General features: G+C 70.6%; 15 protein-coding genes. 9 read left to right on the top strand and 6 right to left on the bottom strand.

From position 1 onward, the window contains the following. Positions 1-90: 90 nt before the first annotated feature. Together ACIRS4_RS27235 and ACIRS4_RS27230 are read right to left on the bottom strand one after the other, a co-directional pair. A complete protein-coding gene (locus tag ACIRS4_RS27235) occupies positions 91-2523 on the bottom strand; it encodes an HAD-IC family P-type ATPase (protein WP_404200989.1) in 2433 nt (810 codons plus the stop codon). A 108-nt stretch (positions 2524-2631) separates the two neighbouring features. Beyond that, positions 2632-3024, bottom strand: a complete 393-nt coding sequence (locus ACIRS4_RS27230; RefSeq protein ID WP_404200988.1) for a DUF2530 domain-containing protein — start codon at positions 3022-3024, stop codon at positions 2632-2634. A 112-nt stretch (positions 3025-3136) separates the two neighbouring features. Between ACIRS4_RS27230 and ACIRS4_RS27225 the strand changes: the two genes are divergently transcribed. Beyond that, entirely contained in the window at positions 3137-4588 is a 1452-nt protein-coding gene (locus ACIRS4_RS27225; protein WP_404200986.1) for an NCS2 family permease, read from the top strand. Positions 4589-4699: 111 nt separating this feature from the next. Here ACIRS4_RS27225 and ACIRS4_RS27220 read toward each other — a convergent pair whose 3' ends face one another. Further along, a complete protein-coding gene (locus ACIRS4_RS27220; RefSeq protein WP_130442022.1) occupies positions 4700-4882 on the bottom strand; it encodes a ribbon-helix-helix protein, CopG family in 183 nt (60 codons plus the stop codon). Between the two features lie 166 nt (positions 4883-5048). Here ACIRS4_RS27220 and ACIRS4_RS27215 point away from each other — a divergent pair, with 166 nt between their 5' ends. Together ACIRS4_RS27215 and ACIRS4_RS27210 are read left to right on the top strand one after the other, a co-directional pair. Further along, complete coding sequence (locus tag ACIRS4_RS27215) at positions 5049-5486, top strand: MarR family transcriptional regulator (protein ID WP_352246549.1); 438 nt, start codon at positions 5049-5051, stop codon at positions 5484-5486. Between the two features lie 24 nt (positions 5487-5510). Then, positions 5511-6926, top strand: coding sequence for an MFS transporter (locus ACIRS4_RS27210; protein WP_404200983.1), 1416 nt, complete (start codon positions 5511-5513; stop codon positions 6924-6926). A gap of 54 nt (positions 6927-6980) precedes the next feature. Here ACIRS4_RS27210 and ACIRS4_RS27205 read toward each other — a convergent pair whose 3' ends face one another. Beyond that, on the bottom strand, positions 6981-7568 hold the full coding sequence (locus tag ACIRS4_RS27205; RefSeq protein ID WP_404200981.1) for a Uma2 family endonuclease: 588 nt from the start codon (positions 7566-7568) through the stop codon (positions 6981-6983). A gap of 115 nt (positions 7569-7683) precedes the next feature. Here ACIRS4_RS27205 and thpR point away from each other — a divergent pair, with 115 nt between their 5' ends. Next, positions 7684-8256 (top strand): RNA 2',3'-cyclic phosphodiesterase, encoded by a 573-nt coding sequence (gene thpR / locus ACIRS4_RS27200; RefSeq protein WP_404200979.1) that lies wholly within the window; start codon positions 7684-7686, stop codon positions 8254-8256. A gap of 349 nt (positions 8257-8605) precedes the next feature. After that, a complete protein-coding gene (locus ACIRS4_RS27195; RefSeq protein WP_404200977.1) occupies positions 8606-9598 on the top strand; it encodes an aldo/keto reductase in 993 nt (330 codons plus the stop codon). Between the two features lie 81 nt (positions 9599-9679). On the opposite strand, the gene ACIRS4_RS27190 is transcribed toward ACIRS4_RS27195, so the two are convergent. Continuing rightward, entirely contained in the window at positions 9680-10363 is a 684-nt protein-coding gene (locus tag ACIRS4_RS27190; RefSeq protein WP_404200975.1) for a GDSL-type esterase/lipase family protein, read from the bottom strand. An 89-nt stretch (positions 10364-10452) separates the two neighbouring features. Between ACIRS4_RS27190 and ACIRS4_RS27185 the strand changes: the two genes are divergently transcribed. Next, complete coding sequence (locus ACIRS4_RS27185) at positions 10453-11436, top strand: WD40 repeat domain-containing protein (RefSeq protein WP_404200973.1); 984 nt, start codon at positions 10453-10455, stop codon at positions 11434-11436. A 66-nt stretch (positions 11437-11502) separates the two neighbouring features. On the opposite strand, the gene ACIRS4_RS27180 is transcribed toward ACIRS4_RS27185, so the two are convergent. Beyond that, a complete protein-coding gene (locus tag ACIRS4_RS27180) occupies positions 11503-12264 on the bottom strand; it encodes a TetR/AcrR family transcriptional regulator (protein ID WP_404200971.1) in 762 nt (253 codons plus the stop codon). Between the two features lie 117 nt (positions 12265-12381). Between ACIRS4_RS27180 and ACIRS4_RS27175 the strand changes: the two genes are divergently transcribed. The 3 genes from ACIRS4_RS27175 to ACIRS4_RS27165 all read left to right on the top strand — a co-directional run bounded on the left by ACIRS4_RS27175 (position 12382) and on the right by ACIRS4_RS27165 (position 15916). Further along, positions 12382-13371 (top strand): ATP-binding cassette domain-containing protein, encoded by a 990-nt coding sequence (locus ACIRS4_RS27175; RefSeq protein WP_404200969.1) that lies wholly within the window; start codon positions 12382-12384, stop codon positions 13369-13371. After that, a complete protein-coding gene (locus ACIRS4_RS27170) occupies positions 13368-14189 on the top strand; it encodes an ABC transporter permease (RefSeq protein WP_404200967.1) in 822 nt (273 codons plus the stop codon). The genes ACIRS4_RS27175 and ACIRS4_RS27170 overlap by 4 nt, the downstream gene beginning before the upstream one ends. Before the next feature lie 152 nt (positions 14190-14341). Next, complete coding sequence (locus ACIRS4_RS27165) at positions 14342-15916, top strand: cellulase family glycosylhydrolase (RefSeq protein ID WP_404200965.1); 1575 nt, start codon at positions 14342-14344, stop codon at positions 15914-15916. Positions 15917-16006 lie beyond the last annotated feature (90 nt).

The following is a 16006-nucleotide window of genomic DNA, read 5'->3' as shown; positions in this document are numbered from 1 at the left end:
TGCCGGAGGCAGGGCTCGAGCCCGACACGCGGATTATGATCGACGACCTCTTTGCGTGCAATGACCTTCTTAAGGACGTTTTGCGTCAGGTCACTGCGGGGAACGCCGGTCCACCCACCGCCACATCAGCTCCAGCACCGCCGACGCCGCCGCCGCGACGGCGACCGCTGTCCACGGCATCGTCACCCCGACCAGCTTCAGGGCGAAGAAGTCCTGGAGCCACGGCACCACCAGCACCACCAAAAACGCCGCGCCCATCGCCGCCACCAGGGCGATCCGCCACCACGTGTACGGGCGGGCGATGATCGCCAGTATCCACATGGAGGTCAGGAACAGCGTCAGCGTCGCCGCGCTGGTCTCCGCGTCCAGCGCGCCCGGCCCGGTGTAGTGGTGGCGGGCGATCAGGTACGTCGTGAAGGTCGCCGCCCCTGCCAGCACCCCGCCCGGGATCGAGTACCGCATGACGCGGCGCACGAAGTGCGGGCGGGCGCGTTCGGTGTTCGGGGCGAGGGCGAGGAAGAAGGCCGGGATGCCGATCGTCAGCGTCGACAGCAGGGTCAGATGACGGGGCAGGAACGGGTACTCCACCTGCCAGCACACCACCAGCAGCGCCAGCAGCACCGAGTACACCGTCTTGACCAGGAAGAGCGTCGCCACCCGGGTGATGTTCCCGATCACCCTCCGGCCCTCGGCCACCACCGAGGGCAGCGTGGCGAAGCTGTTGTCCAGCAGCACGATCTGTGCGACCGCCCGGGTCGCCTCGGAGCCCGATCCCATCGCCACGCCGATGTCCGCGTCCTTCAGCGCGAGCACGTCGTTGACGCCGTCGCCGGTCATCGCGACGGTGTGACCACGGGACTGGAGCGCGCCGACCATGTCCCGCTTCTGCTGCGGGGTGACCCGCCCGAACACCGTCGCCTCGTCCAGCTCCCGCCCCATGTCGTCCCGTGCGTCGGGCAGCTCGCGCGCGTCGACCGTACGGGCGTCGAGGCCGAGCTTGGCGGCGACCGCGCCCACGGACACCGCGTTGTCCCCGGAGATGACCTTGGCGCGGACGTCCTGGTCGGCGAAGTAGCCGAGCGTGTCGGCCGCGTCCGGGCGCAGCCGCTGCTCCAGGACGACGAGCGCGGTGGCCCGCGCGCCCCGGGCCGGTTCCGCGTCGGACAGGTCGCCGGCGGCACGGGCGAGCAGCAGGACGCGCAGGCCCTGCTCGTTGAGCCGCTCGGTCTCCGCGAGGGCCGGGTCGTCGGCGTTCAGCAGGACGTCGGGGGCACCCAGCAGCCAGGTGCTCCTCTCCCCGTCGCCCTCGCTGAACGCGGCCCCGCTGAACTTGCGCGCGGAGGTGAAGGGGAGCGCCTCGGTGCAGCGCCAGCCGTCGGCGTCGTCCGGGTAGGCGTCGATGATCGCCTGGAGTGAGGCGTTGGGCCTCGGGTCGGCCTGGCCGAGCGCGCCGAGCACCCGGCGTACGTAGCCGTCGTCGGCCCCGTCGAGCGCGCGGACCTCGGTGACGTCCATCCCGCCCTCGGTGAGGGTGCCCGTCTTGTCCAGGCACACGGTGTCCACGCGGGCGAGGCCCTCGATCGCGGGGAGCTCCTGGACCAGGCACTGCCGGCGGCCCAGCCGGATGACGCCGATCGCGAAGGCGACCGAGGTGAGCAGGACCAGACCCTCCGGGACCATGGGGATGATCCCGCCGACGGTCCGCGCGATCGAGTCCTTGAGGTCGTTCTCCTTGACGAACAGCTGGGTGACGACCAGGCCGATCGCGGCCGGGACCATCATCCACGTCACGTATTTGAGGATCGTCGAGATGCCCGAGCGCAGCTCGGAGTGGACGAGCGTGAACCGGGAGGCCTCCTCGGCGAGCTGCGCCGCGTACGCCTCGCGGCCGACCTTGGTCGCCTGGAACGCGCCGCCGCCTCCGACGACGAAGCTGCCGGACATGACCTCGTCGCCGGGGTGTTTGACGACGGGGTCGGCCTCGCCGGTGAGCAGCGACTCGTCGACCTCCAGCCCGTCCGCCTCCGCGCACGTCCCGTCGACGACGATCTTGTCGCCGGGGCCGATCTCGATGAGGTCGCCGAGGACCAGCTCGGAGGTGCCGACCCGCACGGCGACGCCGTCGCGCCGCACGGTCGGCCGGGACTCGCCGACGACGGCCAGGGAGTCGAGGGTCTTCTTCGCCCGCCACTCCTGGACGATGCCGATGCCGGTGTTGGCGAGGATCACGAAACCGAACAGGCTGTCCTGGATCGGGGCGACCGCCAGCATGACCAGCCACAGGATGCCGATGATCGCGTTGAACCGGGTGAACACGTTTGCCCGGACGATCTCGCCGACGGACCGGCTGCTGCGGACGGGGACGTCGTTGACCTCACCGCGCTCGACGCGCTCCGCGACCTCGGCGGAGGTGAGCCCGGTCGCCGCCGGGGGAGCCGGTGAGGCTGCTCGAGCCGATCGACCGGATCGAGCCGGGGCTGGGGCTGCGGCTGCGGCGGCGTGCTCGGCGTCGGTGTGGGTCATGGGTTCGACAGTACGTGCGGATTGGGGCAATCACTCGCCGGAAGTCCGAAAGATCCGACCCTGGGAGGACGAGGGAAGACGGGCCGTCGTACGGCGGTATGACGGGGCCTACGGGTTGTCCGAGGGGCGCGCGTCGGCGGCCCGCAGGCCGGCGGTGTCCGCCGTGTCCCCGGTGTGGCTCGCGTCCGTCGCGTCCCCGCCGTGTGCCGCATTCCCGGTGCGCGCCGCGTCCGCCGCGTCTCCCGCGCTCGCGGCCGCCCGTTTGATCGCCGCGTCCCGCTTGCGCACGTACCAGATGCCGATGAGACCGAGGCCCGCGCCGGCCAGGCAGGTCCACAGCCACCACAGACGGCCGTGGTCCTCGTACCAGCCGTAGAAGGGGAGCTGGGCGAGGAAGAGGACGAACCAGATGACGGTGCCGCCGACGACGGTGCCGACCACGGGGCCCTCCAGGGGCTCCGGCGCCTCGTGTCTGGGAGATCCCGTAAAGAAGGGGGCCATGGGGGACAGCCTACGAGGCCTGTCGGTCTACGCGCGGAGATGGCGTGGCTTCATCTATGTGTTCATACTGAAACGGTTTGTCTTTGTCCCTTTCTGTTCGTAGGAAACGCCAATGTCGCCCTCGGCCACTGCCAAGGACCCCGCGCCGCAGGAGCCGGGCAGTACGCCCGAGCACGGTGCTCTCGACCGCTACTTCCGGATCTCGGAGCGTGGCAGCAGCCTCGCTCGTGAGATCCGCGGCGGCTTCGCCACCTTCTTCGCGATGGCCTACATCATCGTGCTGAACCCGATCATTCTCGGCAGCGCGAAGGACATGTACGGTCACCAGCTCGACAACGGACAGCTGGTGACCGCGACCTGTCTGACCGCGGCGTTCACCACGCTGCTGATGGGCGTCGTGGGCAACGTGCCCATCGCCCTCGCCGCCGGCCTCGGGGTGAACTCCGTCGTCGCCCTCCAGCTCGCGCCCCGGATGTCCTGGCCGGACGCGATGGGGATGGTGGTCCTCGCCGGTCTCATCGTGATGCTGCTCGTGGCGACCGGTCTGCGTGAGCGTGTGATGAACGCCGTGCCCTTCGGGCTGCGCAAGGCGATCTCCATCGGTATCGGCCTGTTCATCATGCTGATCGGTCTGGTGGACTCCGGTTTCGTCACCCGCATTCCGGACGTCGCCCAGACCACCGTCCCGCTCCAGCTGGGCACCGGCGGTCACCTCACCGGCTGGCCGGTGCTGGTCTTCGTCCTCGGCGCGCTGCTGACGCTGGCGCTGATTGTCCGCAAGGTGCCCGGCGCGATCCTGATCTCGATCGTCGCGATGACCGTCCTCGCGGTGATCATCAATGCCGTCGCCGACGTGCCGTCCTGGGGCCTGACGACCCCGCAGTGGCCGGGCAACCCCGTCGCCAGCCCCGACTTCGGCCTGATCGGCCAGGTCAGCCTGTTCGGCGGGTTCTCGAAGGTCGGCGTGCTGACCGGCGTCCTGTTCGTCTTCACGGTCCTGCTGTCCTGCTTCTTCGACGCCATGGGCACGATCATGGGCGTCAGCGACGAGGCCAAGCTGACCGACGCCCAGGGGCAGATGCCCGGCATCAACAAGGTGCTCTTCGTCGACGGCATCGCCGTCGCCGCCGGCGGCGCCAGCTCCTCCTCCGCCACCACCGCCTTCGTGGAGTCCACGGCGGGCGTCGGCGAGGGCGCGCGCACCGGCTTCGCCAACCTCGTCACCGGCGGCCTGTTCGCCGTCGCCCTCTTCCTGACCCCCGTCGCCACGATGGTCCCGTCCCAGGCGGCCACCCCGGCCCTGATCGCGGTCGGCTTCCTGATCCTCGCGAACTCGGTCAAGGAGATCGACTGGGCGGACTACACGATCGCCGTCCCCGCCTTCGTGACGATGGTGATGATGCCGTTCACCTACTCGATCACCAACGGCATCGGCATGGGCTTCATCACCTTCGCCGTGCTGCGCCTGGCGGCGGGCCGGGGCCGGGAGGTGCCGACGCCGATGTACGTGGTCGCCGCCGTCTTCGCCTTCTACTACCTGATGCCGGCTCTCGGACTGACCTGATCCCGGCCTGTCGGCCGGCGGGCCCACGGGCCTGTGAGCCGACGTGACCCCGGCCTTCGGGCCGGCCCGATGCGTGCGCCCTGCGGCCTCGCGTGATCCGCTCGACGCGGTTCACGCGAGGCCGTAGAACTTCTCCGTCTCCTCCACGGCGGTCTGGAACCGCTCGTCGAAGTCGTTGCGGACGAGCGTCTGGACGACGTAGTCCTGGACGCTCATTCCGCTTCTGGCGGCATGGTGGCGGAGCCGTTCGAGCAGGTCGTGGTCTATTCGCAGGCTGAGCACACTGGTCCCCATGCGTACGAGGGTCGCGGCACGGATCGGGGCGGTGGGAGGCGTTCCGCGCACGTATCACCCGTATGAGTGACATTCGGATGTCGGTGAGGTTGCGTGGCGGGCGTCACGGGCACTCGGGGACCCCTGCGGTGGTCCTTAGCGAGGGTAATGAGTTACGCTAAAGAACATGCCGGACCTTACCCATGGCGACGACGCTGCCGCCGTGAACTCCCTGCGATCCGCCGTGATGCGGTTGTCCCGTCGGCTCAAGCACCAGCGGGTCGACGAATCGCTGAGCCCCACCGAGATGTCGGTGCTCGGCACCCTCTCCCTGTGCGGCAGCGCCACCCCGGGCGAGCTCGCCCGCAAGGAGCATGTGCAGCCGCCCTCGATGACCCGCATCGTGGCGCTGCTGGAGGCCAAGGGCCTGGTCCGGCTGGAGCCGCACCCCGAGGACCGGCGCCAGAAGGTGGTCACCAAGACCGAGCAGGCCGAGACCATGCTCGAGGAGAGCCGCCGCAAGCGGAACGCCTTCCTGGCCACCCTCGTCGACGGCCTCGACGACGACGAGTGGGCGAAGCTGCGCGCCGCCGCCCCCGTGCTGGAGAAACTCGCACATCTGTAGGACGCCAGAAGGAGGCGAACCCGTTTGAGTTCGGGACCCGGAGCAGACTCCGCCCCCGCACCGACCACCCACGACACCGTTCCACCGGCGCCTGCCGAAGGCGCCCGCACGTCCTCGCCGGGCGACGCCGCCAAGGCCCCGCTCGGCACAGGCGCCCGCAAGTCCTCGATGTTCAGCTCCCTGAAGGTCAGGAACTACCGGCTCTTCTTCGCCGGCCAGGTCGTCTCCAACGTCGGCACCTGGATGCAGCGCATCGCCCAGGACTGGCTGGTGCTCAGCCTCACCGGCTCCGCCACCGCCGTCGGCGTCACCACCGCCCTGCAGTTCGTGCCCATGCTGTTCTTCGGGCTCTACGGCGGCGTCCTCGTCGACCGGCTGTCCAAGCGCCGCACGCTGCTCGGCACCCAGGCCGCTATGGGCCTCACCGGCGTCGCGCTCGCCGCGCTCACCCTCTCCGGACACGTCCAGGTCTGGCACGTCTACGTCGCCGCGTTCGCCGTGGGCCTGGCGACCGTGCTCGACAACCCCGCCCGCCAGTCCTTCGTCTCCGAGATGGTCGGCCCGGCGCAACTGCAGAACGCGGTCAGCCTCAACTCCGCGAACTTCCAGTCCGCGCGGCTCGTCGGCCCCGCCGTCGCAGGCCTGATGATCACCGGCGTGGGCACCGGCTGGGCGTTCCTCGCCAACGGCCTGTCCTTCGTCGCGCCCATCACCGGTCTGCTGCTCATGCGCGCCCGTGAACTGCACGTCGTCGAGCGCGCCCCGCGCGGCAAGGGCCAGCTGCGGGAAGGCCTGCGCTATGTCGCCGGACGCCCCGATCTGATCTGGCCGATCGTCCTGGTCGGGTTCGTCGGCACCTTCGGCTTCAACTTCCCCGTCTACCTGACCGCCTTCGCCGACGACGTCTTCCACGCCGGCGCGGGCTCCTACAGCCTCTTCAACACGCTCATGGCCGTCGGCTCGCTGATCGGCGCGCTGCTCGCGGCCCGGCGCGGCACGGCCCGGCTGCGGGTGCTGGTCGCGGCGGGGATCGCCTTCGGCGTGCTGGAGCTGGTCGCGGCGGCCGCCCCGTCCCTGTGGCTGTTCGCCCTGCTCATGGCCCCGATCGGGGTGTTCGGCATGACGCTCAACGTCACCGCCAACACCAGCATCCAGATGGGCACCGATCCCGCCATGCGCGGCCGGGTCATGGCCCTGTACATGATGGTCTTCCTGGGCGGCTCCCCGGTGGGCGCGCCGATCGCCGGCTGGATCACCGACGCGTACGGCGTCCGCGCCGGCCTCGCAGCGGGCGGCGCCGTCTCCGCCGTCGCGGCCGTCGCCATCGGCGTGATCCTCACCCGCATCGGCGGTCTGCGGCTCGCGGTGGGCTGGCGCCACGGGCACCCGACGGTGCGGTTCGTGCCGCGGGAGCGGGAGGAGCTGGCCGCGGCGGCGTAGCCCCCTGGTCCGGCGTTCGGCGGGCCCTCAGGACGGTCGGGATCAGCCGCGGGTTCAGTCGCGGGGGAACTCGTCGGTCCTGAGGGTCAGACCGAGGGGGGTGGCGCTCATGTCGACGTCCGTCCCGAAGACCACGGACAGTTCACTGAGGTACTCGCCGTCCTTGGGCTGGGTGTAGAGGTGACACTTGCCCTGGTAGGGGTCGGCGACGAGGTAGACGGGCACCTCGGCCACCGCGTAGGCGGTCTTCTTGGGGCCGTAGTCGTTGGCGGCGGTGCCCTTGGAGATCACCTCGGCGACGAACTCGACGTCGTCGTGACACCAGCGGCCTTCGTCGTCCTTCACCGCAGAGGCGCTGAGAAGGGCGACGTCGGGGCAGAAGCCGTTCTCGTGCCCAGGGAAGTCGATGCGGACGTCCGAGAACACCTTCACATCCATCCCGAACTTGTCCTCGACGGTCCGCACGATCCTGCGAATGATCAGCCAATGAGTGTCGCGCTGCGGCGTCATGTGAACAGTGCCCCCGACGATCTCGACCCGGAATCCTTCGGGGACGGGCATCTGCTCCAGCCGCTCGAACCACTCGTCCAGGCGCTGGGTGTTCGCGTCGGCCATGGCGATCCTGTCGTCGACGACGGTCATCGTGGCGCTCCTCCCCGGCTGCCCCGTGGGCGGGAGCGGCCGCGCGGTACAACGATACGTACGGCGTCCGGGACACGCCCGGAACCCGGGGCAGGAGCAGGGGCAGACTGACCGTATGAGACTCTTCGCCGCCGTCCTGCCTCCCGAGGACGTCGCCCTCGAACTCGCCGCCGAGGTGGCCGCGTTGCGGAAGCTGCCCGGTGCGGACGCGTTGCGCTGGACCGGGCGGCCCGGCTGGCACTTCACGCTCGCCTTCTACGGCGAGGTCGACGACGACGTCGTGCCGGAGCTGTCGGCCCGGCTGGAGCGGGCCGCGCACCGCACCGCGCCTTTCGGGCTCGCGCTGCGGGGCGGGGGGCAGTTCGGGCACGGGCGGGCGCTGTGGACCGGGGCGGACGGTGAGACGGCGGCGCTGCGGCTGCTCGCCGAGCGGGCGGAGGCTGCGGCGCGCAAGGCCGGCCTCGACATGGGGGAGCACCGCCGCTACAAGGCCCACCTGACGCTGGCCCGCAGCCGGGACGCCGTCGAGGTCCGGCCGTACGTCGAGGCGCTGGACGCCTTCGCCGGCCGGACGTGGACGGTGCGCGAGCTGGTGCTGGTGCGCAGCAGGCTGCCGAGGTCCGGGACGCCGGGGGAGCAGCCCCGCTACGACCCGGTCGGCCGGTGGGCGCTGGGCGGGGCCGGTTAGGCTCGGGGTGTGGACCCGAAAACCCGTAACCGGATCATGGCCGCCGTGCTGGTGCTGATGTTCGTCGTCGTGGCGGTGGCCGCAGCGCTTTAGCTCCGCTGGTCGGGCGGCTGTGGGTGCTTGTCGTTGCTTGCCGCTGCGGGCGTGCGGGGGCTGGTCGCGCAGTTCCCCGCGCCCCTTTGGGGGGTGTCCTTGCGGTGTGGGGTGGGCGGCGGTGTGTCTCTGGTGGCGTCGGCTGCGGGCGTGCGGGGGCTGGTCGCGCAGTTCCCCGCGCCCCTTGGGGGGTTGTCCTCGCGGTGTCGGTGGATCGCTTGCTTCGAGTGGGCTTCAAGGCGTTGGCTGGGGCCTCATGGAGTACACGCAGCTCGGACGTACCGGACTCAAGGTCAGCCGACTGGTCCTGGGGACGATGAACTTCGGACCGCAGACGGACGAAGCGGACAGCCACGGGATCATGGACGCGGCGCTGGCCGCCGGTATCAATTTCTTCGACACCGCGAACGTGTATGGGTGGGGCGAGAACAAGGGCCGCACCGAGGAGATCATCGGCAGCTGGTTCGCCAAGGGCGGTGAGCGGCGCGACAAGGTCGTCCTCGCCACGAAGGTGTACGGCAACATGGCCGCCGACGGTGACGCCTGGCCCAACCACGACAAGCTCTCCGCGCTGAACATCCGGCGCGCGGTCGACGCCAGCCTCAAGCGGCTGCGGACCGACCACATCGACGTCTACCAGTTCCACCACGTCGACCGGGACACTCCGTTCGAGGAGATCTGGCAGGCCGTGGACGTGCTCGTGCAGCAGGGCAAGATCCTCTATGCCGGGTCCAGCAACTTCCCCGGCTACAAGATCGCCCAGGCCAACGAGATCGCCGCCCGCCGTGGCGGCACCATCGGCCTCGTCAGCGAGCAGTGCCTGTACAACCTGGCCGAGCGGCGCGCCGAGATGGAGGTCCTCCCGGCCGCGCGGGATTACGGGCTCGGGGTGATCCCCTGGTCCCCGCTGCACGGCGGACTGCTCGGCGGAGTCCTCAAGAAGGAGGCGCAGGGCGTTCGCCGCGCTTCCGGCCGGGCCGCCGCATCCCTGGCCGACGACGGCGTCCGCGCCCAGGTGCAGGCCTACGAGGACCTCCTCGACAAGCACGGCCTGGAGCCCGGCGAGGCCGCCCTGGCCTGGCTGCTCACCCGCCCCGGCGTGACCGGCCCGATCGTCGGCCCCCGCACCGCCGAGCAGCTCGAATCGGCGATCCGCGCGGTGGAGTTGGAGCTGTCCGACGAACTGCTCACCGGCCTGGACGAGGTCTTCCCCGGCCCGGGTCCGTCCCCGGAGGCCTTCGCCTGGTGAGGACTTGAGCGTCAGCCGGCTCTGTCGTCGGGGTGCTGGGGACCTCGCCAGGGGGCCTGGCCCCTACGACCCTTACGACACCTACGAGTCGTAGGGGGCGTAGGGGCCGCCCATGCCCCATGCCTGGTGCAGCGCGTCCGCGAACGCGCCGGCGAGTTTGTGTTCGCCGCTCGCGTTCGGGTGGGTGCCGTCGTAGGTGTCGGTGTGGATGTCCCACGTCTCCGGGACCGACGCCATCAGCAGCGGCGACGAAGGTTCGTCGAGGTCCGCCGCCGTCTTGGCGAGCAGCTCGTTGAAGCGGGCGACCTGCGCGGCGAAGGGCGCGTCGTTCGCGGCGCGGACATTGGGGATGACCGGCAGCAGCACCGCCCGCACTCCGGGCCGGGCCGCGCGGGCCTCGGCGACGAACACGCGGACGTTGTCCGCCGTCTGCTCGGCGTTCGTGTAGAAGCCGAGGTCGATCAGGCCCAGGGAGACCAGCAGGACGTCCGCCCGGCACTCCCGAACTGTCCCGCCGACCAGCGGCGCCATGTGCAGCCAGCCCTCGCCCCACCCGGCCAGGTGCCGGCGCGGAAAGTCGGGTTCGGCGTACGCGGACGAGGAGGGGGCGTCCGTCGCCTTGTCGTACAGCGTCTCGCGCGGACCGACGAGGGTGAACGGGCCGCCGTACGTCTCGCACAGGTGCCGCCACAGGCGGTAGCGCCAGGTGTGCTCACCCGCGCTGCCGATCGTCATGGAGTCGCCGACGGGCATCAACCTGAGCATCCGCTCATCATGAGGGATCAAGGTGACGTGTGGGGTGTGAGGCCTGCCACGGGCGACGCAAAGGCCGGGCGGGGTGGCAGTCTTGGGGCATGCGTCGACCGTTCGCCCTCCTTGCCGGGGCCCTGCTCGTGGGCGCCCTCGCCGTGCCCGCCTCCGCCGCCGACGGCGACGGGAGCTTCACGATCGAGGACCCCCGCATCACCGAGTCCAGCGGCCTGGCCGCCTCCCGCCGGCATCCAGGGATCTACTGGACGCACAACGACCAGGACGAGGGCGCCTTCCTCTACGCGGTGGACAGCTCCACCGGCCGCACCGTCGCGACGATCACCATGACCGGCGTGGGCACCCCGCGCGACGTGGAGGCGATCGCCGTCGGACCGGACGACCAGCTCTACGTCGGCGACATCGGCGACAACGACGGCGTCGTGTGGGACCACGTGTGGGTGTACCGGCTGCCCGAGCCGAAGCAGCTCAAGGATCAGAAGGTCCGCGCCACGCAGTACGTCGTGAAGTACCAGGACGGCCCGCGCGACGCCGAGTCGCTCGTGGTGCACCCGAAGACCGGCCGCGTCTACATCATCGACAAGCAGGAGGAGGGCGGGCACCTCTACGAAGGCCCGGCCCGGCTCTCCGCCTCCGGCGTCAACGTGTTCAAGCCCGTCGCCCCCATCGACCTGTGGGCCACCGACGCCGCCTTCTCCCCGGACGGCCGGCGTCTCGCCGTCCGCGGCTACTTCGGCGGCATCGACTACGACTGGAACGGCGGCCGGCCCAAGCGGCTGGGGCGGCTCGACCTGCCGTTGCAGCGGCAGGGGGAGTCCGTCAGCTTCTCGGCCGACGGCTCGAAGCTGTTGTACGGCACGGAGGGCGAACAGAGCCCGGTGCAGGCGGAGGACGCCCCGGGCGCTGCCGACGGGGGCGGCAAGTCCGCTTCGGGCGGCGGGAGTTCGGCGTCCTCGAAGAGCGGGGGCGGCGGCGAGGGGGCGGGTAGGACCGTGACGCTGGGCGCGGCGGCCCTGGCGGCGTTGTGCCTGGCCCTCTTCGGCGTCCGGCGACTGCGGCGGCGGGGATGACCGGCGTGGGACGAAGCGCGTCCCGCCGCCCGTGACCGTCCCGCCCGTCCGAGCGCCCCGCGAGGTCTACGTCTCCCGGCCCCGCTCGGCGACCAGGGCCTCCAGGCCGTCCAGGATCCGCTCGAGCCCGAAGCCGAAGTGGTCGAAGGTGGGGAGGAAGGTGTCCTCGGAGAGCTCGGACATGACCGGATAGCGCCCGGAGGCCAGGATCCGCTCCAGCGTCGGCGCCTGCGCGGACCAGAACTGGGCGTCCGTCATACCGGACTTGCGTTCGGCCTCCTCCTGGTACATCTGCGTCCGCGCGGCCCCGACGACGTAGGCGTCGATCATGACGATCGCCGAGACCAGTTCGGGGTCGGTGAGGCCCATGGGCTTGATGCGGCCGAGGACCTTCTCCATGCCGTCCAGGGCGCTCGGCCCCAGGATCGGACGGGACTGGTTGACCTGGAGCAGCCAGGGGTGGCGGCGGTAGAGGGCGAGGGTGGCGCGGGCCATCGCCTCCAGAGCCGAGCGCCAGCCGCCGTCGCCGAGGTCGGACGGGTTCTCCGACGGGCGCTGGACGCGGTCGAGCATGAGGTCGAGCAGTTCCGCCTTGCCGGGGACGTAGCGGTACAGGGACATCGCCCCCGTCCCGAGCTCGGTGGCGATCCGGCGCATCGAGACGGCGTCGAGCCCGTCCCGGTCGGCGACCTCGACGGCGACCTCCACGATCCGCTCCAGCGTCAGCCCCGGCTTGGGGCCGCGACTGGGGCGTTTGCCGAGGTCCCACAGCAGCTCGAGGGTGCGGACGATGTCGCCGCTGCCGCTGGTCTCCGTACTGCTCGTCATGGGCGCAGTGTAGTTCCGCGACAAAAAACCGAGTACGGCGTACGCGAATTCGGGTACGGTGTACCCAGTTACCGGGGCGGCTGGTCCCGGTCGTATCCGGTCACGGAAGGGGGACTCATGGCCGACGGACATGCCGTGCGCGCCGAGGGGCTGGAGAAGAGGTACGGGGAGAAGCGGGCGCTCGACGGGTTCGACCTGGCGGTCCGGGAAGGCACGGTGCACGGTCTGCTCGGGCCGAACGGCGCGGGCAAGACCACCGCCGTACGCATCCTCTCCACGCTGGTCGCACTGGACGGCGGACGGGCGACCGTCGCCGGCCTGGACGTGGCCCGGCAGGCCCGCGAGGTGCGCGCCCGCATCGGGCTCACCGGCCAGTACGCGGCGGTGGACGAGGTGCTCACCGGGCGGCAGAACCTGGAGATGTTCGGCCGGCTGTTCCACCTCGGCGGGAAGCGGGCACGGCTGAGGGCCGCCGAACTGCTGGAGCAGTTCGACCTGACCGACGCGGCCGACAAGGGCGTGGGCAAGTACAGCGGCGGCATGCGGCGGCGTCTCGACCTCGCCGCGTCCATGATCCTCACCCCGGCCGTCCTGTTCCTGGACGAGCCGACGACGGGGCTGGACCCGCGCAGCCGCGGTGAAGTCTGGGACTCGGTCAGGGCGTTGGTCGCGGGCGGCACGACGGTGCTGCTGACCACGCAGTACCTGGAGGAAGCCGACAAGCTCGCCTCCCGCATCACGGTCATCGACCAGGGCCGGGCCATCGCCGACGACACCCCGGACGGGCTGAAGAACCGGGTCGGCGGCGACCGCGTCGAGGTCGTGGTCGCCGAGCGGTCCGACATCCCGCGCGCGGTGAAGGTCGTCGCCCGGGTCGCGGACGGTGAACCGGAGTGCGACGAGCAGGAGTCGAGGGTCCACGCGGCGGTGACCGACCGGGTGGCCGCGCTCACCGAGGTGGCGCGCACCCTCCAGGACGAAGGGGTGCGGGTGGAGGACATCGGACTGCGCAGGCCGAGCCTGGACGACGTGTTCCTGCGCCTGACCGGACACCGCACGGACGCCTCCCGCACCGACGCCGCACAGCGGAAGGAGGTCGCGGCATGAGCGCCGTCGATCTGACCGTGCGCGACTCCCACGGCCGCGCCTACTGGCTGCTCGCCGACGTCTGGAACGTCGTGCGCCGCGGCCTGACCCACTACCAGCGGCAGCCGGTCAACATCGCCTGGCAACTGGGTTTCCCGATCCTGTCCGTGCTGCTGTACGGATATGTCTTCGGCAGCGCGATGAAGGTGCCAGGCGGGGGGAACTACACGGACTTCCTCATGCCGGGGATGTTCGTGATGACGATGGCGTTCGGCTTCATCAACACCGCCACGCTCGTCGTCCACGACTCGACCAAGGGTGTCATCGACCGGTTCCGCTCCATGCCGATGGCGTCCTCCGCCGTGGTCGCCGGGCGAGGGATCACCGATCTGCTCGCCGCCTGTGCGGAGCTGGCCATCATGATGCTGACCGCGCTCGCGATGGGCTGGCGTCCGGACGCCGGCCTCGGCTTCCTCGCCGCCTTCGGGCTGCTGCTGTGGCTGCGGTTCGCGCTGATCTGGGCCGGGGTGTGGCTGGGGCTGCTGGTGCCCAACCCCGAGGCCGCGGGCGGTCTGTTCGCGGTGGCCTTCCCGCTGACCATGATCTCCAGCATCTTCGTCGCGCCCCAGCTCATGCCGGACTGGCTCGGCTTCGTGGCCTCGTGGAACCCGATCTCCTCCACGGCGGCGGCGACCCGCGAACTGTTCGGCGCGGGGGCCGGCGGCGGTGACTCCTGGGTCGAGCGGCACGCGCTGCTGATGGCGACGGCGTGGCCCGTGGTGCTGACGCTGATCTTCCTGCCGCTTGCGGTGCGCAGGTTCCAAAAGCTGAGCCGCTAGTGCCGTGACCGGAAAGGTTCACCGGCCGGCAGACCTTTCCGGGCACGGCGCCGGCGTTCCGCATCTTGACGTGTTCATGTGCTTTGACTTCCATGGGAGAGCGGGGTGGGAGCGCTCCCACTGATTCCGGCCCGCCGAGAGGAAGCAGGCACATGTTCCGCAGCAGCTTGCGCAGGACGCTGTGCGCGGTGGTCGCCGCGCTCGTGTTACCGCTGGCGGCCGGCGCGCGGGCCACCGCCGACACCGCCGCCGACGCGAGGGCCGGAGCCGGGACGGCGGCGGGCGGGCTCCGCTCCGCCGACGCCGGAGCCGGCTACTGGCACACCAGTGGACGCCGACTCCTGGACTCCGCCGGTCAGTCGGTCCGCGTCGCCGGCATCAACTGGTTCGGCTTCGAGACCGACAACCGCGTCGTCCACGGCCTGTGGACCCGCGACTACAAGAGCATGATCGACCAGATTCGGTCGCTGGGCTACAACACCCTCCGCGTCCCCTACAGCGACGACATCCTCAAGCCGGGCGCGACACCCGTCGGCGTCAACTTCTCCGCCGGCAAGAACGCGGACCTCCAGGGCCTGAACTCGCTGCAGGTTCTGGACAAGGTCGTCGGCTACGCCGGTCAGGCCGGCCTGAAGGTCATCCTGGACCGCCACCGGCCGGACTCGGCGGGCCAGTCGGCGCTCTGGTACACCCCGGCGGTCTCCGAGTCGACGTGGATCGCCAACCTCAAGGCGCTGGCGGGCCGTTACGCGGGCAACTCCACCGTCGTCGGCATCGATCTGCACAACGAGCCGCATGACCCGGCCTGTTGGGGGTGCGGCGACACGACCAGGGACTGGCGGCTGGCCGCCGAGCGGGCCGGGAACGCGGTCCTGTCCGTCAACCCGCAGTTGCTGATCTTCGTGGAGGGCGTCCAGAGCTTCAACGGCGCCTCCATCTGGTGGGGCGGCAACCTGATGGGCGCCGCTCAGTACCCCGTCCGTCTGAACGTCGCCGATCGGCTGGTGTACTCGGCGCACGACTACGCCACCAGCGTGGCCCAGCAGCCCTGGTTCAGCGACCCCTCGTTCCCCGCGAACATGCCCGGGATCTGGGACCGTCACTGGGGTTACCTCTTCAAGCAGAACGTCGCCCCGGTCTTCCTCGGTGAGTTCGGCACGACGCTCCAGTCCACGACCGACCAGCGCTGGCTGGCCGCCCTGGTGAGCTATCTGCGCTCGACCTCGGCGTACGGCAACGACTCCTTCCACTGGACGTTCTGGTCCTGGAACCCCAACTCCGGTGACACCGGGGGCATCCTGAAGGACGACTGGACCACCGTCGACACCGTGAAGGACGGCTACCTGGCGAGCGTCAAGGCCCCCGGCTTCCCTCCCGGCACCGGAGGCGGCGATCCCGGCGACCCCGGTGACCCGGGCGGCGGCACACCCGCCTGCACCGCCGTCTACAGCGTCAGCAGCGACTGGGGGAGCGGTTTCAACGCGGAGGTGAAGATCACCAACTCCGGTGCCGTACCGCTTGGTTCGTGGAAGGTCACCTGGACGTGGCCCGGCGCCCAGAAGGTGACGAACATGTGGAACGCGACGTACACCCAGACCGGTGCGACGGTGACGGCGACGAACGCGGCCCACAACGGCAGCGTCCCGGCGGGCGGTTCGGCGAGCCTCGGCTTCGGCGGGGCGCCGGGCGGGGGAGGCGTACCGAGCGTGAGCTGCACGGCGACCTAGGTGTATTGATCACGAGCGTTGTTAACGCGGGTCGGTCTTGATCGTGACGAAGGCCCCCGTGTGTGGTGGAGGTGTCGAATCTTCACCGCA

It is taken from the genome of Streptomyces sp. NPDC101166 (genome assembly GCF_044768125.1).
Classification (GTDB): domain Bacteria; phylum Actinomycetota; class Actinomycetes; order Streptomycetales; family Streptomycetaceae; genus Streptomyces.
This window is presented reverse-complemented; position numbering and strand designations above follow the sequence as displayed.